Below are 18,987 nucleotides of genomic sequence, written 5' to 3' on the forward strand. Positions count from 1 at the left end.
GCGCCGGGTCGTCAGTCGCTGCCCAAGCGGCGGCGGCGATCCGGACGCAGCAATGCGGTATCGCCGGCCGCCAGGGTCGGCCGCGCCAGCTCACCGCGCTTCACGCGGTCCAGCACCCGCCGCGAATTGGCTGCACAGTCGATGCCGTCCGGCCGTGCCTGGATATCCCCGATCAGGGCCAGCAGGTGCGCCCGGCTCTCTGCCAACCGCAGCTGCAACGCCTCGATGTCGGCCACCTTCTGCTGCAGCATCGTGATCAACGCATCATGCTGCCACTGGCCCATGTCCGGCGGCAGCAGGGCGCGGATCTCTTCCAGGCTGAAGCCTGCACGCTGCGCGCCCGTGATCAGCTCCAGCAGCAGCACCGCCTGTTCCGGATAGTCGCGGTAGCCATTGGCCTGGCGCTGCACCACCAGCAGCCCCGCGTCTTCATAGAAGCGGATGCGCGACGCCGCGAGGCCCGTGAGGCGGGCCAGCTCACCGATCTTCATCTGTATGAATCCTCGACATCGGAGCCTGTTGACCTTCAATCAAACTTGAAGGTTAGCGTAGCGCCATTCCCCTGTCCTGGAGCTGTCCGATGTCGCTGTTCTCCCCCCTGGCACTGCCCTCCGGTGCCGTGATCCGCAATCGCATCGCCAAGGCCGCGATGGAGGAAAACATGGCCGACGCCGACCATGCGCCTTCAGCAGCGCTGCTGCAGCTCTACCAGCGCTGGGCCGACGGTGGCGCCGGCCTGATCATCACCGGCAACGTGATGGTGGATGGCCGCGCCATGACCGGGCCCGGCGGCGTGGTGCTGGAAGATGATCGCCACCTCGACCGTTTCATCGCCTGGGCAGAAACGGTGCGCTCGCGGGGCGCGCAGATGTGGATGCAGATCAACCATCCCGGGCGGCAGATGCCGGCCGCGCTCGGCCAACCCACCCTCGCGCCGTCAGCCGTCGCGCTGGAGATGGGCGCGCTGTCCAAGCAGTTCGCACCGCCGAAAGCGATGACCGAGGACGAGATCGCATCGGTGATCGCACGCTTCATCCGCAGCGCCGAGCTGGCCGAGCGCGCCGGATTCAGTGGCGTGGAGATCCATGCTGCGCACGGCTACCTGCTCAGCCAGTTCCTGTCGCCCCTGTCCAACCGCCGCGACGACCGCTGGGGTGGCAGCCTGCACAACCGTGCGCGCCTGCTGCTGGAGATCGTGCAGGGCGTACGCGCCACCGTGTCGCCCGCGTTCGCGGTGGCCGTGAAGCTCAACTCCGCCGATTTCCAGCGCGGCGGCTTCTCGCCCGAGGATGCGCGCGCAGTGGTGGAAATGCTGGCGCCGCTCGGCGTGGACCTGGTCGAGCTGTCCGGTGGCAGCTACGAAGCACCGGCCATGACCGGCGCTGCACGCGACCAGCGTAGCCTGGCCCGGGAAGCGTACTTCCTCGAATTCGCACGCGAGATCGCCTCGGTGGCGACGATGCCGCTGATGGTCACCGGGGGCATCCGCCGTCACGCCGTGGCCGAGCAGGTACTGGACAGCGGTGTGGCCATGGTCGGCATCGCCACTGCGCTGGCGATCGAGCCGGATCTGCCGCAACGCTGGCAGCAGGGCCGCGACCCGGTGCCGACACTGCGCACCATCGACTGGCGCAGCAAGCCGTTGGCCGCCAGCGCACACATGGCCGCAGTGAAATACCAGCTGGCACGACTGAGCACGCGCCGGCCCACGGCACCCGGCGTTTCGCCCGTCTGGGCACTGCTGCTGGCACAGGCGGTCGCAAAGTGCCGGACCCGCCGTTACCGGCGCTGGATCGGCGCCCGGGCCATCGCGCACTGAGCCACGCGGTCTTCTCATCGCCGCAGCGATGCTCCACCATCTGCAGGATCGGCGGCAGTCCGCCGCCGGTCGCAGCACGGAGACGGAACCCACGTGGCAGCAGGATCGACCAAGAACCGCGAGAAGCTGCTCGACGACCTGCTCTCGCTGGGCCGCAACTGGGCCCTTGCCATCGCCATCGCCGGTGCCGGAGCGGCCGTCCACTACAACGAATCGGTCTATGAGGCCGGGCTCTGGCGTGGCCTGCTGCCCACGCTCTGCTTCCTGGTCGCGATCATCTGGATCGTGCTCAGCATCATCCGCTTCGACCTGACCATCCAGCAGCACTTCGAGCGCAAGCTGTCACGCTGGCTCAGCCGCCTGCTGTACGTGGCCCTGCTCGGCACCGGCATCACCGCCGTGCTCTTCGTGACCGAACTGGCATCCAACAACCACATCGCACGGATGTGCGACTCGGTGGCCAACGAACCCGGCAGCCGCATCCACAGGTCCAGCGAATGCCAGCGCCTGTACCAGCACCGGGCGGCGTACCGGCAGCGCCTGGAATCGGCCGAGGGTGAGTTCGACTGAGCGGGCTTCATCGCGCTCTTCGCGCGCGATGAACACATTTCGTGGATGTGCATTTCGGCACAGTGCAGCCGACGCCGCGTTGTCGGCCTGCTCCGGACCCGCAATGCACCACCACCGCGTACCTGCCCGCCATGATGGCATCGCCTTGCAGGCCGGCATGCTGGGCAGCGTGTTGGGCGTAGTGCTGTTCAAGGCCATCGCATTGTCTGCGTTGGCGGCCGGTTCGATGATGGGAATCGGGCTGTGGATGGTCGCCTGCGCGCTGCTGGCTGCGTGGGCGCTCGCCGCCTATCTGGCCTGCCTGGCACTGAGCCGACGCGTGTTCGTGCTGATGCTGGCACTGTGCGCGGTATTGATGATCTGCATCGCCTGACCCGGCAGGCGCCGGACTATCGCGCACCTGTTACAGAATAACAAGTGTAGTTGGTCCGATTGTGCATGCCCAGTGTCACGGATTTGAATTCCATGGCCATCCCGGCATCACCCGAGACCCCCCCATGAACCTGCAGCCTCCACTCCGCGCCGCCCTCATTGCCATCGCCCTGGCGTCGCTCAGCGCCTGCGCCACCTATGACGACAGCGCCATGCATCAGGCCTGCCAGGAGTCGCCGCACCTGAAGGACCTGCCGCGCGAGGTCGCTGCCCGCGAGAGCCGCTGCAACAAGGGCATGGAAGTGTGGTCGAACGAGCGCAAGGGCAGTGACAAGCCGATCGACCTGAGCGGCAAGAAGAAGGACCTGTAACCGGAAACGGCGCAGCCGGCGTCGGCTGCGCCGCTGTCACGCGCATCAACCTGCTGCCGCCGGACCGAACCAGCGCAGCAGGGCCTCACGCAGCCCGGCCTCGGCGTCATCGGCATTGCAGGCCCAGGCAACGATGCCATCCGGGCGCACCAGCATTGCACCCAGGCCCAACGGATTGTCTTCGGCCGCAATTACGCAGGCAACGCACTTTCGCCAGCTTCCAGCAACGGCCCCCAGGGAAGATGCCGGGGCGAACTGCAGCAACACGCCCTGCCCCGTTCGCAGCACCTCCCCCATACGGCGGCCCTCGGCCAGCCGGACGTCAGGTGTGCTGCACCCGACCAATGGATGGATGCCGCCCAGGTCCACCTGCTGCGCTACGCCCCAGACCCGCTCAGCCAGATACGTGGCGCCGTCATGGGTTTCGGCCAGCTCGGCGATCACCGCCGCCAACGCGCGCGAGCCGGCGCCCGGCCGCATCAGCGCAACCTGCGCACGCGACCAGTCCAGCACCTTCGCACCGATCGGATGCCGCTCGGCCGTGTAACTGTCAAGCAGCCCATCATCGGCCGTACCGCGCACCACCGCCGCCAGCTTCCAACCAAGATTCATCGCGTCGCCGATGCCAAGATTGAGCCCCTGGCCACCCAGCGGCGAGTGCACATGCGCAGCATCACCGGCCAGCAGCACGCGGCCGATGCGATAGGTCTCGGCCTGACGCGCGCCGTCGGTCCAGGTGCTCGACAGCTGCAGCGCGGTGATCGTTGCCTCGCGACCGGAGACACGCCGCAACAGCGCCTGTGCGCTGGCCTGGTCGAGTGGCTTGCGATGACCGGCTCCACCGTCGAAGTCGGCCAGTGCCACCACGCCCGGTGGATTGAAATTGCACATGCCTTGATCGGTGTACTGCCGACCTGGCGTCAGTACCGTCGGGTCGTCCAGCTCGACCCGCAACGAGTGCCCGGTGAATTCAGGGGCGGTGCCGACGAAACTGAAGCCGCATTGCTTGCGCACGGTGCTGCGGCCACCATCGCAGCCCACCAGCCAGCGTCCACGAACCGTTGCACCCGTGGTCTCGACGACCACCTCCGCCTCGCCCGGGTGGACGGCCTGCACCGCACTCCCGCGCTCGATGCGGACTCCCAGTGCGATTGCTCGCTCTGCCAACACGGCTTCCAGCGCCTGCAGTTCCACCGCCATCTGGGTGGGCACTGGCGTCGGCAGGCGATGGCGCCAGCGCGCGCTGTCCACGTTGTCCAGGGCAAAAGGAATGCCGGCGAAGTGGCCGCCCAGCGGCCGCGGTTGCGCCAGCCAATGGGCGGTGCCGGGCGGCGGCGCGCCCTTGTCCGGCTTCAGCACCTGACCGGCGGCCACTGCGTCCAGCAGGCCGCGTCGATCCAGTGCCTCCAGGGTGGGCGCGTTCAAGCCGCGCAGGCCAAAGGGCAGCCGCTTCAAGGGTGTCTCGGGTGACTCTGCCTGCTCCAGCAGCATGACCGAACAGCCGGCCTGGGCCAGCTCGCAGGACAGGAACAGGCCGACCGGGCCGGCCCCGGCGATGACGACGTCGTACAACATGGGGTTTCCCTGTGAGCGCCGGGCCGGCGCTCTGGCGACGCCAATGTTACACTCGGTGTACGTTTCCACAAGTGAACCGCCCATGACCCCGCCTCCGGGCCGTCGCGAGCAGCGCAAGACCGAGACCCGACAGACCATTTCGGACGTCGCTACCGAACTGATCATCCGGCGTGGTTTCGAGTCCGTGTCCATGTCCGAGATCGCCGATGCGGCCGGGGTCTCGCGCAAGACGGTCTTCAATTACTTCGCCAGCAAGGAAGACCTGGTATTCGACCGCGATGAGGAGGCCCGGACCCTGCTTCGCGAAGGCATGGCGGCGCGCCGTGACATGACCCCGTTGGCCGCCTTCCAGTCGCTGGTGAGGGAGCTGCTCGACAACGGCCATCCCCTGTTGCGGATCAACTCCGGTGCAGCGGCCTTCTGGGCCACCGTGGCCGACAGTCCGGTGCTGGTGGCGCACGCGCGACGGCTGCAGGCACTGCTGGCCGACGACCTGGCGCAGCTGATGGCCGACGCCGCCGGCCGGCCGGCGGATGACGCCGAGGCACGCCTGGGCGCGGCGATGCTGCTGGCGTCGATGGTGGCGGCCTACCAGAAAGGACTGGCCAGCCAGCAGGCTGGCGAGGATCCGCGCCAGGCGATGCTGCAGCTGATCGTGCGCGGCGGTACCGGCGTGCTGGTGGCCTTGGCCGGTACCCCGTATACCGATCCGGGCCTGCGTCCATAGCGCATTCGGGGGATAGGTTTCGAAGTGTTGCAAATGCTAATCTTTCTCATTTGCAACCGACCCCTACCCCTCATGCCCCTTCCAAACCCGCTGAAGCGCGCACTCTGCCTGGCGCTGCCCCTTTCCCTGGCAACGCCTGCACTGGCCTCCGGGGCCTCCGCTGACGCCCCGAAGGACCTGGACAAGGTCGAAGTCCGAGGCCGCGCGCAGACCCTGTACCGCGCCAACGATGCGGCCGTCGGCACCCGCACCGATACCCCGCTGGAACTGGTGCCGCAGTCGATCCAGGTCGTGCCGCGCGAGCTGATCGACGACCAGGCCGCGCGCCAGGTCACCGATCTGTACCGCAGCATCAGCGGCATCAGCTTCTTCAGCTATGCCGGCGTCACTCTGCGCGGTTTCCGCCAGGAGAACGTGCTCTACGACGGCCTGCGAGGCGATCCCTATGCAGGCTTCTCGGTGCCGCAACTGTTCAACATCGAACGCGTGGAAGTGCTGAAGGGTCCGGCCGGTGCGCTGTACGGCGGTGGTGATGCGGGCGGGGTCATCAACTATGTAACGCGCAAGCCCAAGGCGCGCGCCGAACGCCGCATCGAGCTGCAGGCAGGCGACAAGGACTTCCGCGCCGGATCGATCGAAGGCACCGGCCCCCTGAATGCCAGCGGCAGCATCCGCTATCGCGCCGGCCTCTATGCCGACAGCGAGCAGGGCGTGCGCTGGAATGCCGACAGCGAAAGCGTGATCGGCGATGCCTCGCTGGCCTTCGACGTTGGCCAGACCGGCGAGCTGGTGCTGCAGTTCACCGACATCACCCAGAACCTGGGCGGCAACCGCCTGCGCGGCGTGCCGGTGAACGATGCCGGCAGCTTCCTGACCGACCGCCGCTGGAACCACAACGAGGCCAGTGACTTCCTCGACATGCGCGCCAAGGTCGCACTGGCGCAGTATCGCTTCGCACCGCGCGACAACCTGGACGTGGACATTGCCGCGCGCTGGTTCAGCAACAACGAGCACCAGATGTACCACGAGCCGATGGGGCTGATTGATCGTGATCGCGACGGCGTGGCCGAGTGGATGACGCGCCAGCTGCGCAACCAGATCCGTGACAACACTGCCTTCACCGCCAGCGGCAATGCCGTCTGGCGGATCAACACCGGCCGTATCGAACACAAGGTGCTGTTCGGTGCCGACGTGTATCAGCTCGACGCCGACTTCACCGCGCAGACTGCCAACAGCGCCGACCTGGCACGCGGCGCCGGCCCGGTGCGCGGCATCGATCTGTTCAAGCCGGTCTATGGCGCGAGCACCTGGCACGACTACAACCTGGCCGCTCTGCCCTGGCGCAGCACCGCCACCCGCAGCAAGCGCTACGGCGGCTATCTGCAGGATGAGCTGGCACTGGGCGCGCGCTGGCATGTGCTGGCCGGACTGCGCTGGGATGGCTTCAAGGATGAGGACCGCATGGGTGGCAGCAGCGTGGATGGCAACGATCTCAGCTGGCGTCTCGGCAGCACCTTTACCATCCGGGACGGTTTGAACCTGTATGCCAACGTCGCCAGCGGGTTCGTGCCGCAGAGTGCCGCCAACCAGAACCCCGCGGCCGGCGGGCCGTTCGACGCCGAGCGCAGCAGGCAGTGGGAAGTCGGGCTGAAGTCCCTGCTCGCAAACCGCGTCACCTTGAACATGGCGGCCTACCGCATCGACCGCAGCAACATCGTGCAGGCCACCGGTGAAGTACGGAACGGCGTGAACCAGCTGGCCGCGCTGGGCCTGGTACGCAGTACGGGCATGGAACTGGACCTGCTGGCCGACGTCACCGAGCGCTGGGTGGTGAACCTGACCTACGCCTACAACGATGCACGGGTGAAGGATGCCGGACCGAATGGCATCACCAATGCCTCCGGCGACCGCTTCGCAAATGCGCCACGCAACAAGCTCGGCCTGTGGACGCGCTACGACCTGCCATCGATCAACTCTGCCATCGGCTTCGGCGCCGATCATGTCGGCGAGCGTGTCAGCCTGGATGGGCAGGCGGTGAAGGCCTACACGGTGTTCGACATGAGCTGGAAGACCACGTGGAAGCAGTGGCAGTTCCAGGCCAACGTCAAGAATCTGTTCGACAAGGTATATGCGGCCAGCGGCTTCATCGAACGCAACGGGCATTTCCCGGGCGAGCCGCGGCGGGTGTATGTGCAGGCGGCGTACAACTTCTGAGCGAAGCCACCTACGTCGCCTGCCCGGACGGTAGACCACCCCAATTCAGGTATCCTTGCGCGCAGTCAGCCACGCCTTCATGCGACCGCTGCGGTGCAGCATCGACGTTGCCGACGAACACACGATTCACCATGGATGTTTCAACGTAGTCACAGGGGAAAATGGATGAAGAAGTTCCTGTTCGCGGCGATCATCGCCGTGTCGCTGGCGGGTTGTACCACCAATCCGCCGCTCAATTTCTCGGTCCCGAACGTCGGGGTCAGCAGCAAGAAGATTGATGGCGAACTGAAGTCGCTGACGGTCACGCTGGCACGTCCGGATGAAGCCAAGGGCAAGATTCCCGCGCAGGCCCAGCACGAAGTGCCGCAGATGTGGCAGAACGCGCTGACCGAAGCGCTCAATAAGATGGCGGTGTTCCGCGACGACGCACCGGTGAAGTTGAGCCTGTCGGTGAAGATCCTGGCGATCGACATTCCCAGCTTCGGTGCATCGATGACCACCAAGACGATCGCCCGCTACGAGCTGATCGATCGTGCAACCGGCAGCATCGTCTACACCCAGGATGTCAGCGCATCCGGCGAAGTTCCGTTCAACTATGCCTTTGCAGGCGTAATCCGTGCCCGCGAGTCGATCAGCCGCTCGGCACAGAACAACATCGCCCAGTTCCTGCAGGCGCTGGAAACCGTGGACATTACCAAGCCGATGTTCCCGAACAAGCAGGAAGCGCCATGAAGCGCCTGCTGGTGGCTGCATCCGTTGCTGCGATGCTGACGGCCTGCGCGCCAAATGTGCGTACGGACAGTTATTCCATCGGTTCAGTGGGACAGGTCAATCGAACTGTCGGCGGTACGGTCATCAGCGTCCGTGCGGTCAGTATTGACGGCTCACAGGGCGGTGGTGCTGTTGCCGGCGCTGCGGCAGGCGGTGTGGCCGGCTCCACCATCGGCGGCAGCGACCAGGCGGCGGCCATCGGTGCCATTGGCGGCCTCGTGGTCGGCGCTATTGCCGGTGCAGCCTCCGAACGCGCACTCTCGCAGGCCAAGGGCCTGGAATACGTTGTGCAGACGGAGAACGGCAACCTGATGACGGTTGTGCAGGGCCCCGATCCGCTGTTCACCACCGGCATGCGGGTCCTGGTGCTGTATGGATCGCCCTCACGCATCATTGCCGATCCGCGACAAGCGAAGACAGCGCCGTAACCCCCAACAATGCCCCTTTCGAGGGGCATCGTTGTATTGGATATCGAGGGGGAGGTGGCAACCCACCTCCCCTGCCCAGGTCAGTGCGAGCAGGACACCAGCATCGAGCGGGTGGCCATCTGGGTGGAGGTGAACCCGTTCTTGTTCCCCACGGCGATGGCATTGCCGTCGTCGCCATCCTTGCTGAAGACCACATAGCCGCTTGGGCACATCTGCCCGGCCTTCTCGTAGCAGCCACTCCAGGAGCTGGAGCCGCTGCAGTCGATGGAAACGCCACGGCGTCCATCGGGGGTGACGGTCATCCTGGCGGTGGTGCAGCCACTCAGCGCGGCCACGAACAACAACGGAACGAACAACTTCATGGGTACTCCAGGGATTGGGGATCGGCAAGAGGGCGCCAAGGCTGGAGTGCCCGGATTGCGCGAACCTTGCGCCAGGCGGCCCGCGCCGCAGCGGTGTTGCGGCGTCACCGGCAGGCCCCGAAGGCACGCCATGTTCACGCAATGTTCCTGTAATACGGTGCCGGCGCGTGCCGACTCCGCCCCCTTGCGCCCCCTTTCCCGCCCGACCCCCGCCGATGCACATCCTGCTGATCGAAGACGAAGCCGAACTGGCAGCCACCCTGAAGTCTGCCTTGCAGCGCGAGCGCTACGTCGTGGACCTGGCCAGCACCCTGGCCCTGGCCCGCGAAGCAGCGCTTTCCGGATCGCACGACCTGGTGCTGCTGGACCGCACCCTGCCCGATGGTGACGGTCTGGGGCTCATTCCCGTACTGCGCGGACGCAATCCCGGAGTGCCGATCATCGTGCTCAGCGCACTGGGGCAGTTGCCGGACCGCATCGCCGGCCTGGATGAGGGCGCCGACGACTACCTGGCCAAGCCCTTCGCGCTGGAAGAACTGTTCGCGCGGATCCGCGCGGCCGGGCGCCGTCCGAGCGGCATGCAGGTGGAGCCGGTGAGCATCGGCCGGCTGCTGTTCGACCCCACCTCGGGCGAGGCCAGCGTGGGCGGACAGCGACTGGAGCTTCCGCGCCGCGAGATCCGAGTGTTGGCGGCCCTCGCCCGCCGGCTGGGCCGCACCGTGCTTCGCGAATCCATCGAGATGGCGGTGTACGGCTTCGACGACGGCATCCATTCCAATACGCTGGACTCGCATGTCTCACGCCTGCGGCGCAAACTGGCCGACGCAGATGCGGGGGTGGAAATCCATGCCATCCGGGGTGTCGGCTATCTGATGCGGGAAACGAAGTAATGGCGCGTCGTCCCTCGCTGAAGCGCCCGCTGATCGTCAAAACGCTAATCTACCAGCTGCTCGCACTGCTGGTGGCGTTCTTCGCATTGCTGATGGTGCTGGTGCGTGTCGACAGCGGTGGCTACTACACCATCCAGACCTTCGCCCCGGTGGCGGCAGAGGCCGTTCATCGCGACAGCAAGGGCGAGCTGTATGTGGAACGCACGCCGGAGCTGGCCGAACTGCTGAAGATCGTCCCCGGCGCGTGGTTCATCGCCGAGGATGAACATGGGCGCCATGTGACGTTCGGCCATGTTCCGCCCGCCTATGCCTCGCTGGTCGGCGCTCTCGACGGCATTCCCTATGGCGACCTGCGCGGACGCGGCCGCAACGACGGCCTGGCCGTGGTGATACGCCAGCACAGCGGCCCTGCCGGCAAGCTGACCATCATGGCCCATGGCGAAACCGATTCGCTGACCTGGCAGATGGCGTTGGCCGCACACATCATCACCCTGCCGATCTTCCTGCTGCTGGGCCTGGCCACCATCATCCTGACCCCGATCATCGTGCGTCGCGCCCTGGCCGGCGTCGAACGCATCGCACAGGAAGCCCGCAACATCTCCGCCAGCCGTCGCGGCATCCGCCTGACAGAGACCGCCGTACCGGTAGAGATCGCACCGCTGGTGACTGCGGTGAACGAAGCGCTGGACCGCCTGGACGAAGGGCACGAACGGCAGCGCCGCTTCATCGCGGCCGCCGCCCATGAACTGCGTACGCCGATCGCCATCCTGCGGGTGAAGATCGATGCCACCGACGATTCCACCTCACGCAGCCTGGCCGTGGAAGTCGCTCGGCTGGCAACGCTGGCCGAGCAGCTCCTGGACCTGCATCGCATGGAAGCAGAGGGGCCGAAGGACTCCCTCAACCTCGCCCGCGTGGCCAAACGGGTCGTCGCCGATCTGGCCCCCCTGCTGATCCAGTCCGACAGGACGGTCGCCGTGGCGGTGGAACCGAACTTCCCGGTGCTGGGCGAGTCCGGCGCCATCGAACGGGTGCTCTCCAACCTGGTACTGAATGCCGCCGAGCACGGTGGGCGCCATATCATCGTGCGCGTGCAGGGCAGCTGCCTTGAGGTGGAAGACGATGGACCCGGCATTCCGGTCGACCAGCGCGAACGCGTATTCGAGCCCTTCCAACGCCTGCGCCCCCGGCAGACAGGCGCCGGATTGGGTTTGAACCTGGTGCGGCAGGTGATCGACCGCCACGGCGGCCACGTCACGATTCTGGATGCGCCCGGTGGTGGCGCCCTGATACGCGTCGAGTTCCCCCTGCATCCAGGCGTCACCCGCGCGTCGACGCCGGAGCACTGAGCGTACTGCTTCCACGTGGATGACTCCGCGCGGATGACTATTGGCTGTCCACGCGCTGCGACTGTGGTTGATGCGCAAGGTTGCGGCAATGTTCGCTGCCCAGCATCGAGGTGAGCAGCACAACAGGTGCTGCGTCCGGAACTGACAGGAAGCCAGCATGTGACACAGGGAGCTCCTCCACCGCCCTCTTCCATACCTGCCCCGCCGCCTCGGAATGCGCCCAGCCTGACCGCCGCAGCATGGAACTGCCGCGCGCACGCACGCCGCGCGCGTGGGCTTGATCACTGGCCGCACTGGCTGCGGATGATTCCCGAACGCGAGCGGACAGGCGTGCTGATCCGCCTGTTCACCGCGCTTCTCCTGCTGTTCCCCGGCCTTGCGCTGGTGGCTTCCACGTATCGGCACGGGTACGTGACGGCCCTCGCCGTGGTGGTGTTCGTCGCCGTGCACGCCACAGTGCACGTGCTGGCGGCATGGCGGAGGGCTGCCTCGCGCCCCGCTCCCCCGCTCCTGCATGCCCTGGATGCGCGTGCAGCCACCGTCATGCTTGCCGCCTCGTTGCTGACCGTCGCGATCAGCGCAGCAGCCGCGAGGTTGCCCGCCACTGCGTGTGCCGCACTGCTGGCCGGCGCGGTGCTGCAGCTCTGGAGCCTGCGCACGGCGACGCAACGATTGCGCCACGCGCTGCTGGCAATCGGCAGCATGCTCCAGTTCATTGCGATGGCACTGCTCACGCTCGGCATTGCCCACTGAAACGTCCGCACCACCGCAAGGTTCGCGCAATCCAGCGCATCGAGACTCGACCACCATCCACACCTGTCACCCCAGGCGTGCATTCCAACCGTCTCGAGGATCCACGATGCCCCGTCCCTTCCGGATGCCGCGCCGATGAGCGCCGCACCGCGCAACCGCCGCCGTGTGCTGATCATTGCCGCCGCACTCCTGTGCGCCACGCTCGCGCTCGTCGCCTGGCTCCGGCCCGCACCACCACCGCAGCTGCAGGTGGCACCGGTAACCCGGGGCAACATTGAACAGGTCGTGGAAGCCACCGGAACGCTGAAGCCCTCGCGGCTGGTCAGCGTGGGCGCGCAGGTCTCCGGCCGCATCGAGGCCCTGCATGTGAAGCTGGGCGACAAGGTGAAGGCCGGCGATCCGATTGCCGATATCGATTCGCGCACCCAGCGCAACGCATTGCTGAGCGCGCAGGCAGCACAGCGCACTGCGCGCGCCAACCGTGACGCGCTGGCCACCGACCTGCGCCAGCTCGAGCTGACATTGCACCGACAACAGCAGCTGGTGACCTCGCAGCTGGTGGCACGCGCCGACGTCGATGCGGCCAAGGCCAAGGTCGATGCCACCCGGGAACAGATCGCCGCGCTGGAGGGTGAGATCGTGCAGCGGCAGACCGACGTGGATATCGCACAGACCAACCTCGAGTACACCCGTATCACCGCCCCCACCGACGGCACCGTGCTGGCCGTGGTCGCGCGCCAGGGGCAGACCGTGAACGCTGTTCAGAGCGCACCGACCATCGTGATGCTGGGCAACCAGGACATCATGACGGTCTACGCGGAAATCTCCGAGGCGGATGTCGTGCACACGTCCATTGGCCAGGAAGCGTTCTTCACCATTCTTGGCGACGCAGGACGTCGCTACAGCAGCACGCTTCGCGACATTGCGCCGGCTCCGGAATCGATCACCCAGGAAGACGCCTCCGCCCTAGCTTCACCCGCGACCGCCGGTGGCAGCCGCACCGCCATGTACTACAACGGGCAGTTCGACGTGGCCAACGCCGATGGCCGCCTGCGCAGCTACATGACCGCGCAGGTGCGCATCGTGCTGGGTCGCGCCGACAATGTCCTGACGCTTCCTTCCGCCGCGCTGGGTGCACGCGCGGCCGATGGCAGCTACAGCGTGCAGGTGCGTGGTGCCGACGGGCACGCCCATGCCCGCCGCATCACCACCGGGCTGGACGACCAGATCCAGGTGGAAGTACGCAGCGGCCTGAAAGAGGGCGAACAGGTGGTGCTGGCGCAGGCCCAGGACGATGCCACCACTGCACACGTGCCGTCGAAATGAGCACATCCACCACCGCCCCCTTGCTGCGCGTACGCGGCGTACGCCGCGAGTTCGCGGCCGGCGAGCAGACACTGGTCGTGCTCGATGGCGTGGACCTGGACATCCACGCAGGCGAACTGGTGGCCATCGTGGGCCAATCCGGCTCGGGCAAGTCCACGCTGATGAACATCCTCGGCTGCCTGGATCGCCCCTCCGCGGGGGCATACCAGATCGACGGACGTGAAACCGCACAGATGTCGCCCGATGAACTGGCCGAACTGCGCCGCGAGCACTTCGGCTTCATCTTCCAGCGCTATCACCTGCTGACCGACCTGACCGCATTGGGCAATGTAGAAGTACCTGCGATCTATGCGGGCATGCCGGCGGCCTCCCGCCACGCCCGCGCGGCCGAGCTGTTGGCGCGGCTGGGCCTGGGCGAACGTATGCAGCATCTGCCCGGCGAACTGTCAGGTGGTCAGCAGCAGCGTGTTTCGATTGCACGCGCACTGATGAACGGCGGCGCGGTGATCTTCGCCGATGAGCCGACCGGAGCGCTGGACACCCACTCCGGAAAGGAGGTGATGAAGATCCTGGGCGAGCTGCATGCCGAGGGCCACACCGTGGTGCTGGTGACCCACGACATGGCCGTGGCCGAGCACGCCCAGCGCATCATCGAGATCCGCGATGGCCGGATTGTCGATGATCGTGCCACGGGCAGGGCTTCGGCCGCGGATGGGTCAGCGGCGGCCCCGCCGCAGCGCGGCACTGGCAGCGGCTGGCAGGCGGTGCGTGACCGCTTCGCGGAAGCGTTCCGCATGGCCCTGCGCGCAATGAACGCGCACCGCATGCGCACCTTCCTGACCATGCTCGGCATCATCATCGGCATTGCGTCGGTGGTCTCGGTGGTCGCACTGGGTACCGGCGCGCGCCAGGCCATCCTGTCCAACATTTCCTCGCTGGGCACCAATACCATCGAGATCTACCCCGGATCCGGCTTTGGCGACCTGCATTCGGCACGGGTGGAAACGCTCACCCCCGGCGACAGCGTGGCCCTGGCCGGACAGCCGTTCGTGGACAGCGCTACGCCCGGTGTGGCCACCACGGGCACCGCGCTGCGCGGCAACCGCTCGGCCAGCGTGCAGGTGCAGGGCGTCAGCGAGCAGTACTTCCGCGTGCATGGCCTGAAGCTGGGCGAAGGTGACTTCTTCGGCCCTGCCGCCATAGCCGGCTATCAGCAGGTGGTGGTGATCGATGCCAATACCCGCGCCCGCTTCTTCGCTGCGGCGGACAACCCCATCGGCCAGACCCTGCTGCTGGGCAACGTGCCGGTTCGCGTGGTGGGCGTGGTGAAGAAGGATGCCGGCGCGGTCGGCGACGCCTCGTTGCTGCGGGTGTGGCTGCCCTACACCACCACCATGGCACGGATGCTGGGGCAGAGCCACGTTTCCAGCATCACCGTGCGCGTCTCCGATGCAATCAGCATGGAGGCAGCCGAGCGCGCCATCGGGCGATTGCTGGCACGCCGCCACGGCAGCACCGATTTCTACATGAGCAACAACGCGCAGATCCGCCAGTCCATCGAACAGACCACCGGCATCCTGACCATGATGATCAGCTCCATCGCCGCCATCGCGCTGGTGGTGGGCGGAATCGGAGTGATGAACATCATGCTGGTGTCGGTGACCGAGCGAACACGCGAGATTGGCGTGCGCATGGCAGTGGGCGCGCGGCGCAGCGACATCCTGCAGCAGTTCCTGATCGAATCGGTACTGGTGTGCCTGCTCGGCGGCATGCTCGGCATCGGCGTGGCCCTGGCACTGGGCGCGGGATTGGAGCTGGCCAACGTGGGTTTCAGCCTGGTGTTCTCCGCCAATTCGATTCTGGCTGCCTTCGCCTGTTCCAGCCTGATTGGCATTGGCTTCGGCTTCCTGCCGGCGCGCCGCGCCGCGCAGCTGGACCCGGTCGAAGCGCTGGTTCGATAGCCCGTGACGTTACCTGCAGTGACGGCAGGTTCGCGCAATGTCCACAGGCTCTACTGGAGCTACCAACAATGTCCGCACAGGAGCTGGACGATGTTTCTGAAACCAGGAAGAACCGCACTGCTGCTTGCAGCGGCTGCACAACTGATGCTGCTGTTGCCCTATTCCGGCGACGTCCATGCGCAACGCGGCGACCGCTACAACCCGCAGTGGAACCAGGACTACCGTGACCACGATCGTGATGCGTGGGAGCGCCGTGAACGTGAACGTGAACGCGAGCGTGACCGGGAACGCGAGCGCCGCCACGAGGCCAAGACCACCGGCGTGGTGGTGGGTGTGGTGGGTGCGGCAGTGGTGGCCGGTGTCATTGCCGCAGCCGCCAAGCGCGAACGCGAGACCCGCGAACGCGCCGACTACTGCATTCGCCGCTACGGCAACTATGACCGCCGCAACGATACCTATCGCGGCGCCGACGGCTACACCTATCCCTGCCGCTGACCTGCACACCTCAAGGACATACGACCCATGAAGAAGACCGCTCTGTTGATCGCATTGTGCGCCGCTCCGCTGATCTCCCAGGCTGCACCGGCCGACCCGAAACAGGCCTACATCGATTCCACGTTCACCGCGATGGACTCCAACAAGGATGGCCGCGTCGACAAGGCCGAGTACACGAAATTCCAACAGGGACGCTTCAGCAAGCAGGCCGATTCGATCGACGCAGCGTTCACTGCCATGGACGCCAACAAAGACGGCAGGATCAGCAAGGAAGAGGCCACTGTGGTGCCGGAGATTGCGAAGTACTTTGCGGGCCTGGACACCGATGGTGATGGCTATCTGTCGCTGAAGGAGATGCAGCAGGCCATGGTGGCCGCGCAGACTGCAGACGCACCAACAAAGTAAATCCAGGGCGGGGCGCTGAAGATAGATGCCCATCCGGGCGCGACGCGGGTTGAATACACCCTCTTCCCACGATAGCCTCCGAGCTGCCCAAGGAGGGCTATCAACGGAGTGAAGCATGAAGATTGGATTCAAGCTGTCTGTTGCTATTGCGGCTGCTGCATTGACCCTGGGAATCGGCAGCGCCGCCGCGGAGTCCCGGTGTACCCCGTGCTACACCGCATACGAAGCCTGCCTCGCCACAGGCAAGAGTGATGATTTCTGCTACCCGCCGTTTGCCCGCTGCCTACGGAACAGCGGCTGCACCGTCCCGTAAGTCACGCCTCGCCATGATGTGTGCCGGCCCCCTCCCGGGGCTGGCATTGGCGGCCCGGCACTGTGATTTCAACCCATCCGCATCACAGGGCTCTCGCAAGCCTGCACGTCAATGTCCTGCTGGCGTTGCACAGCCGCCTGTTGGCGGTCCAGGCTGACGGCCTCGATCTGCTGCAGTGACTGCTCGACCGGTGTCTGCACTGCCCGGTCCGTGGGCATGGAGGCCCGCAGATGCGCCGGATCATTCAACTCGCCCTGCACCACGAACACGTTGCGGCCGGCCGGGTGATCGGTGGTCTGCGCGCTCAGCAGGACATGGTCGGCACGTTCAAGCTGGTTGTGACGCGCCAAGGCCATCACGCTCGCCACCAGGCGCTCGCTGTTCTCATCATGGGTACGTCCCGCGCTGGCATCGATCGCGGCCACGCCTTCGCGCACCTGCTGCATCAATGCGTATTCACGGTGGCCGGGACCAATGTCGGCCAGACGGGTCGGTGCCTGCGCGGGATCCGGCATGTCGTCCACGGCTGCGGTAAGCGGGCTGCGCGTAATGGTCCGGTACGGGTCGTCCGGGTGGAACTGGTTACGCTTTTCCTGCCGTTCCAGACGAACCTCGCGCGCGTCGTTGAGCTCGGCGATACGGGCGGGATCAGTGATCTCGCGCAGCGACATGTGACCGCCACCCGCGCTGACGCTGGCCCACTTCCTGTCCGCTTCGAAGTACATCGCGTAGTAGCAGTTGCCACCGATGACGTTCGGATCGACCGCCGAGCGCCCCTCCAGTGCCTGGGTGGCTTCCAGCACGCTCAACCGGGTCAGGTACTGACCGCCTTTCGTCCATCCCATCTGGCTGATGGCATCGACGCTGGTGTTGCCTACGCGCGGGCCCCCGGCGTAGTCATTGTTGAGCATGTTGGTCCAGATCTGTTCCAGCTTCTCGGGGCCGCTCTTCTGCTCAGCCGCCTGCAGCAACACGCGCGGCGTCCAGCAGTTGGGATCGAGTTCATGCCGTTCAAATGCCCGGTCGTGAGCCAGCATCACATCCTTGCCGGGAAGATTCAGTGCCAGGTCTGGGCGGCGCTCGTTCATCCACTGCTGCCGCAACTCAAGATCTCTTTCGAGCAGGGTCTGCCCAAAGGACTCCCATTGCCGCTCGGTCAACTGCGCATTTGAAAACCGGGATCCCTCTTCCTGCTGGGTCTTCGCGTAGCTCTGTGCATAGGTGTTCGCGACGCGTCCCGGCAGGCTGTCATTGCGTACAACACCCAGTGCCAGTGTCCCGTACCCATCGGCTCCCGGCAGTTGCGACAGGTAGTTCCAGTAAAGCTCGCGGTTGCCGTCTCTGGCATAGCTGCCAAGGACGCTGAGATCGCGTTCGGTCAATCCACTCATACCTTGCCCCTTCTCTTCCTTGACTCACCGATCACTTGGACCGGGTGCGCGCGATAACGTCCCTAACGGCATCTTCCATGCGCTTCCAGTCCTTCAGAAACGCTCTCTTGTAGTCCAGGCTGACGGACAGCTTGTTGTCGATGTCCACGAAATAGTGAACGCAGCCAGCCGCCACTTCCCCTGGCTCACTGATCACCTCGCCCCCCTCCAGCCGCACGCCGTCGCGTCGGAATTCCGCGCCGTCACATTTGATGAACGAGCTGATCCGGCCATCGGCCTGGCGTGCGATGTACCAGTCTCTCTCATAGGCGGGATTGCGGACAGGCGGCTTCCCGTACCGCGCCTCATACTTCTTCGCGTACAACACCATCTTCGCTTCATCGATTGCATAGGGCGTCAGGCCCAAGGTCTGCGGCTGTGCAACGCGTTGATCGAGACGGTCCCTGGGATCCTCCCTTTCCACAGAGCCCTCCTCCGTGATGGCTTCATTTGACGACAGCCTTGAAAGCAGTGTGTCGACAGGAACGCGATCAACGTAGTTGATCCGAATGGGAATCTCCTTCCGGAAATCATTCGTACGCGGATTGGCCCGGGCACCCGGCGCCGTCGGCTTCATGTCCGGCCACTCGATGACCAGCGTCACGCCCTCGCCCGGCCACGGTGCGATCTGGCTGTCCAAGTAGTTGGCCGGAATGCGGAAGGTGTTCGGCCCGAGCTTCACGTCCACGGGCGCATCGGTATAGGTGTGGCCGTTGATCGTGCGGCCGGTATGGGGGGCGCCGGACATGGCGGGATTCCTTTCGTGTTCGGTGGACGGCGGCCGTGCACACGCGCTGGCACTCACTGCGACGGAAAGTGCAAGCGTCAGGCAACGGCCGGGGGACATCACGTGCAT

Annotated in this window: 20 protein-coding genes; 15 read left to right on the forward strand and 5 right to left on the reverse strand. The window is 65.9% G+C overall.

The genetic code is table 11. The annotated features are described in order from the left end of the window. Positions 1-11: 11 nt before the first annotated feature. A complete protein-coding gene (locus tag EGM71_RS12685; RefSeq protein ID WP_188485210.1) occupies positions 12-491 on the reverse strand; it encodes a MerR family transcriptional regulator in 480 nt (159 codons plus the stop codon). Positions 492-580: 89 nt separating this feature from the next. On the opposite strand from EGM71_RS12685, the gene EGM71_RS12690 reads away from it, so the two are divergent. The 4 genes from EGM71_RS12690 to EGM71_RS12705 all read left to right on the forward strand — a co-directional run bounded on the left by EGM71_RS12690 (position 581) and on the right by EGM71_RS12705 (position 3,132). Further along, positions 581-1,819, forward strand: a complete 1,239-nt coding sequence (locus EGM71_RS12690; RefSeq protein ID WP_188485211.1) for an NADH:flavin oxidoreductase/NADH oxidase family protein — start codon at positions 581-583, stop codon at positions 1,817-1,819. 93 nt (positions 1,820-1,912) lie between these two features. Next, the gene (locus tag EGM71_RS12695) at positions 1,913-2,389 is read left to right on the forward strand and encodes a hypothetical protein (protein ID WP_188485212.1); all 477 of its coding nucleotides are present in this window, start codon (positions 1,913-1,915) and stop codon (positions 2,387-2,389) included. A 103-nt stretch (positions 2,390-2,492) separates the two neighbouring features. Further along, complete coding sequence (locus EGM71_RS12700) at positions 2,493-2,762, forward strand: hypothetical protein (protein WP_188485213.1); 270 nt, start codon at positions 2,493-2,495, stop codon at positions 2,760-2,762. A gap of 124 nt (positions 2,763-2,886) precedes the next feature. Further along, positions 2,887-3,132: a hypothetical protein gene (locus EGM71_RS12705; protein WP_188485214.1), complete on the forward strand. Its 246-nt coding sequence runs from the start codon at positions 2,887-2,889 to the stop codon at positions 3,130-3,132. Between the two features lie 45 nt (positions 3,133-3,177). Here the strand turns inward: EGM71_RS12705 and EGM71_RS12710 are convergent, their stop codons facing one another. Then, entirely contained in the window at positions 3,178-4,707 is a 1,530-nt protein-coding gene (locus EGM71_RS12710; protein WP_188485215.1) for an FAD-dependent monooxygenase, read from the reverse strand. Positions 4,708-4,789: 82 nt separating this feature from the next. Here EGM71_RS12710 and EGM71_RS12715 point away from each other — a divergent pair, with 82 nt between their 5' ends. From EGM71_RS12715 to EGM71_RS12730, 4 genes are all read left to right on the forward strand, one after another. Continuing rightward, positions 4,790-5,434 carry a TetR/AcrR family transcriptional regulator gene (locus EGM71_RS12715; RefSeq protein ID WP_188485216.1) on the forward strand — a complete coding sequence of 215 codons (645 nt, stop codon included), beginning with the start codon at positions 4,790-4,792 and terminating at the stop codon, positions 5,432-5,434. A 72-nt stretch (positions 5,435-5,506) separates the two neighbouring features. Next, positions 5,507-7,648: a TonB-dependent siderophore receptor gene (locus EGM71_RS12720; protein ID WP_188485217.1), complete on the forward strand. Its 2,142-nt coding sequence runs from the start codon at positions 5,507-5,509 to the stop codon at positions 7,646-7,648. Between the two features lie 165 nt (positions 7,649-7,813). Then, the gene (locus EGM71_RS12725; RefSeq protein ID WP_032957416.1) at positions 7,814-8,380 is read left to right on the forward strand and encodes a UDP-N-acetylglucosamine acyltransferase; all 567 of its coding nucleotides are present in this window, start codon (positions 7,814-7,816) and stop codon (positions 8,378-8,380) included. Then, complete coding sequence (locus EGM71_RS12730) at positions 8,377-8,847, forward strand: hypothetical protein (RefSeq protein WP_188485218.1); 471 nt, start codon at positions 8,377-8,379, stop codon at positions 8,845-8,847. Before EGM71_RS12725 ends, EGM71_RS12730 begins: the two co-directional genes overlap by 4 nt. A gap of 80 nt (positions 8,848-8,927) precedes the next feature. Here EGM71_RS12730 and EGM71_RS12735 read toward each other — a convergent pair whose 3' ends face one another. Next, the gene (locus tag EGM71_RS12735) at positions 8,928-9,209 is read right to left on the reverse strand and encodes a hypothetical protein (protein WP_188485219.1); all 282 of its coding nucleotides are present in this window, start codon (positions 9,207-9,209) and stop codon (positions 8,928-8,930) included. A gap of 215 nt (positions 9,210-9,424) precedes the next feature. On the opposite strand from EGM71_RS12735, the gene EGM71_RS12740 reads away from it, so the two are divergent. From EGM71_RS12740 to EGM71_RS12770, 7 genes are all read left to right on the forward strand, one after another. Next, entirely contained in the window at positions 9,425-10,099 is a 675-nt protein-coding gene (locus EGM71_RS12740) for a response regulator transcription factor (protein WP_188485220.1), read from the forward strand. Beyond that, positions 10,099-11,448 (forward strand): sensor histidine kinase, encoded by a 1,350-nt coding sequence (locus EGM71_RS12745; protein WP_188485221.1) that lies wholly within the window; start codon positions 10,099-10,101, stop codon positions 11,446-11,448. Before EGM71_RS12740 ends, EGM71_RS12745 begins: the two co-directional genes overlap by 1 nt. A gap of 303 nt (positions 11,449-11,751) precedes the next feature. After that, entirely contained in the window at positions 11,752-12,201 is a 450-nt protein-coding gene (locus EGM71_RS12750) for a hypothetical protein (protein ID WP_188485222.1), read from the forward strand. Between the two features lie 135 nt (positions 12,202-12,336). Beyond that, entirely contained in the window at positions 12,337-13,527 is a 1,191-nt protein-coding gene (locus tag EGM71_RS12755) for an efflux RND transporter periplasmic adaptor subunit (RefSeq protein WP_188485223.1), read from the forward strand. After that, positions 13,524-15,488, forward strand: coding sequence for a MacB family efflux pump subunit (locus EGM71_RS12760; RefSeq protein WP_188485224.1), 1,965 nt, complete (start codon positions 13,524-13,526; stop codon positions 15,486-15,488). The genes EGM71_RS12755 and EGM71_RS12760 overlap by 4 nt, the downstream gene beginning before the upstream one ends. A gap of 90 nt (positions 15,489-15,578) precedes the next feature. Next, on the forward strand, positions 15,579-15,983 hold the full coding sequence (locus tag EGM71_RS12765; protein WP_188485225.1) for a hypothetical protein: 405 nt from the start codon (positions 15,579-15,581) through the stop codon (positions 15,981-15,983). A 27-nt stretch (positions 15,984-16,010) separates the two neighbouring features. Beyond that, complete coding sequence (locus EGM71_RS12770; protein WP_188485226.1) at positions 16,011-16,388, forward strand: EF-hand domain-containing protein; 378 nt, start codon at positions 16,011-16,013, stop codon at positions 16,386-16,388. Positions 16,389-16,769: 381 nt separating this feature from the next. On the opposite strand, the gene EGM71_RS12775 is transcribed toward EGM71_RS12770, so the two are convergent. Both EGM71_RS12775 and EGM71_RS12780 read right to left on the reverse strand, forming a co-directional pair. Continuing rightward, on the reverse strand, positions 16,770-18,092 hold the full coding sequence (locus tag EGM71_RS12775; protein ID WP_188485227.1) for a Smlt3024 family type IV secretion system effector: 1,323 nt from the start codon (positions 18,090-18,092) through the stop codon (positions 16,770-16,772). Between the two features lie 31 nt (positions 18,093-18,123). Further along, the gene (locus EGM71_RS12780; protein ID WP_188485228.1) at positions 18,124-18,987 is read right to left on the reverse strand and encodes a Smlt3025 familytype IV secretion system inhibitor; all 864 of its coding nucleotides are present in this window, start codon (positions 18,985-18,987) and stop codon (positions 18,124-18,126) included.

Source organism: Stenotrophomonas maltophilia (assembly GCF_006970445.1).
GTDB lineage: Bacteria > Pseudomonadota > Gammaproteobacteria > Xanthomonadales > Xanthomonadaceae > Stenotrophomonas > Stenotrophomonas maltophilia_AU.

Excerpts from the sequence above, each read along its gene's own strand:
- EGM71_RS12685 (WP_188485210.1), bottom strand. The coding sequence starts at position 491 with ATGAAGATCGGTGAGCTGGCCCGCCTCACGGGCCTCGCGGCGTCGCGC.
- EGM71_RS12690 (WP_188485211.1), top strand. The coding sequence starts at position 581 with ATGTCGCTGTTCTCCCCCCTGGCACTGCCCTCCGGTGCCGTGATCCGC.
- EGM71_RS12700 (WP_188485213.1), top strand. The coding sequence starts at position 2,493 with ATGCACCACCACCGCGTACCTGCCCGCCATGATGGCATCGCCTTGCAG.
- EGM71_RS12705 (WP_188485214.1), top strand. The coding sequence starts at position 2,887 with ATGAACCTGCAGCCTCCACTCCGCGCCGCCCTCATTGCCATCGCCCTG.
- EGM71_RS12710 (WP_188485215.1), bottom strand. The coding sequence starts at position 4,707 with ATGTTGTACGACGTCGTCATCGCCGGGGCCGGCCCGGTCGGCCTGTTC.
- EGM71_RS12715 (WP_188485216.1), top strand. The coding sequence starts at position 4,790 with ATGACCCCGCCTCCGGGCCGTCGCGAGCAGCGCAAGACCGAGACCCGA.
- EGM71_RS12720 (WP_188485217.1), top strand. The coding sequence starts at position 5,507 with ATGCCCCTTCCAAACCCGCTGAAGCGCGCACTCTGCCTGGCGCTGCCC.
- EGM71_RS12725 (WP_032957416.1), top strand. The coding sequence starts at position 7,814 with ATGAAGAAGTTCCTGTTCGCGGCGATCATCGCCGTGTCGCTGGCGGGT.
- EGM71_RS12730 (WP_188485218.1), top strand. The coding sequence starts at position 8,377 with ATGAAGCGCCTGCTGGTGGCTGCATCCGTTGCTGCGATGCTGACGGCC.
- EGM71_RS12735 (WP_188485219.1), bottom strand. The coding sequence starts at position 9,209 with ATGAAGTTGTTCGTTCCGTTGTTGTTCGTGGCCGCGCTGAGTGGCTGC.
- EGM71_RS12740 (WP_188485220.1), top strand. The coding sequence starts at position 9,425 with ATGCACATCCTGCTGATCGAAGACGAAGCCGAACTGGCAGCCACCCTG.
- EGM71_RS12745 (WP_188485221.1), top strand. The coding sequence starts at position 10,099 with ATGGCGCGTCGTCCCTCGCTGAAGCGCCCGCTGATCGTCAAAACGCTA.
- EGM71_RS12750 (WP_188485222.1), top strand. The coding sequence starts at position 11,752 with ATGATTCCCGAACGCGAGCGGACAGGCGTGCTGATCCGCCTGTTCACC.
- EGM71_RS12755 (WP_188485223.1), top strand. The coding sequence starts at position 12,337 with ATGAGCGCCGCACCGCGCAACCGCCGCCGTGTGCTGATCATTGCCGCC.
- EGM71_RS12760 (WP_188485224.1), top strand. The coding sequence starts at position 13,524 with ATGAGCACATCCACCACCGCCCCCTTGCTGCGCGTACGCGGCGTACGC.
- EGM71_RS12765 (WP_188485225.1), top strand. The coding sequence starts at position 15,579 with ATGTTTCTGAAACCAGGAAGAACCGCACTGCTGCTTGCAGCGGCTGCA.
- EGM71_RS12770 (WP_188485226.1), top strand. The coding sequence starts at position 16,011 with ATGAAGAAGACCGCTCTGTTGATCGCATTGTGCGCCGCTCCGCTGATC.
- EGM71_RS12775 (WP_188485227.1), bottom strand. The coding sequence starts at position 18,092 with ATGAGTGGATTGACCGAACGCGATCTCAGCGTCCTTGGCAGCTATGCC.
- EGM71_RS12780 (WP_188485228.1), bottom strand. The coding sequence starts at position 18,987 with ATGCACGTGATGTCCCCCGGCCGTTGCCTGACGCTTGCACTTTCCGTC.